This is a genomic window from Gordonibacter pamelaeae 7-10-1-b (assembly GCF_000210055.1).
Classification (GTDB): domain Bacteria; phylum Actinomycetota; class Coriobacteriia; order Coriobacteriales; family Eggerthellaceae; genus Gordonibacter; species Gordonibacter pamelaeae.
On the sequence record NC_021021.1, the window covers coordinates 57,381 to 58,392 of the forward strand.

At 72.8% G+C, this 1,012-nt stretch carries 1 protein-coding gene and 1 pseudogene; both read left to right on the forward strand.

All coding sequences use genetic code 11. The annotated features are described in order from the left end of the window. A pseudogene (gene proA / locus GPA_RS00245) lies at positions 1 to 289 on the forward strand (glutamate-5-semialdehyde dehydrogenase); the annotation flags it as partial. Further along, positions 289 to 963, forward strand: coding sequence for a nicotinate-nucleotide adenylyltransferase (gene nadD, locus GPA_RS00250; protein WP_041238657.1), 675 nt, complete (start codon positions 289 to 291; stop codon positions 961 to 963). The pseudogene proA and the gene nadD, both read left to right, overlap by 1 nt. Positions 964 to 1,012 lie beyond the last annotated feature (49 nt).

The window sequence follows — 1,012 nt, forward strand, 5'->3', positions numbered from 1 at the left end:
CGAGGCCGTGGACCACGTGAACCGCTACGGTACGAAGCATTCCGAGGCCATCGTGGCCGACCCGGCCGACCCGGCGGGCGCCGCGGCCATCGAGGCGTTCCTCGCGCGCGTCGATGCGGCCGCCGTGTACGCGAACGCCTCCACGGCGTTCACCGACGGCGGGCAGTTCGGCCTGGGTGCCGAGATCGGCATCTCCACGCAGAAGCTGCACGCCCGCGGGCCGTTCGCGCTCGAGGCGCTCACGTCGTACAAGTACGTGCTGCGCGGCGACGGGCAGGTGCGCGCGTAGTGGCGGTTGTCTGCGAGCGGTTCGACGACCTGGGGCAGGACGGCGCGCCGGCCCGCCTCGGCATCATGGGCGGCACGTTCGACCCCATCCATATCGGGCACCTGGCCACGGCCGAGCAGGCGCGCGAGGCCTACGGGCTGGACGCCGTCGTGTTCGTGCCGGCCGGCAAGCCCGTGTTCAAGAAGGACCGCGCCGTCACGCCGGCGGCCGACCGCCTGGCCATGTGCCGTCTCGCCGTGGCCAGCAACCCGGCTTTCTGCGTGAGCGCGATGGAGATCGAGCGCGGCGGCGACACGTACACGGTGGACACGCTGCGCGAGCTGCGCGGCCATTACCCGGGAAACGTGGAGCTGTACTTCATCACGGGGGCCGACGCCGTGGCGCACATCGTGCAGTGGCGGGAGAGCGCCGCCATCGCCGACCTGGCGCGCCTCATCGCCGTCACGCGGCCGGGCTACGCGCTCACGGCCGAGCGGAGGCGCGAGATCGAGGAGCACGGCCGCTTCGACGTGTCGTACCTCGAGGTGACGGCCCTGGCCGTGTCGTCGAGCGACCTGCGCGCGCGGGTGCGCGCCGGGCGCTCCATCCGCTACCTGGTCATGCAGCGCGTGCTGGACTACATCGCCGCGCACGGCCTGTACGCCCCGGAGGCAGCGGGGGAGGTGCGCCGATGAGCGGGGAGGACGAGGCAGGCTGCTGCGCCGACGCGCTGTCGGACGCGTT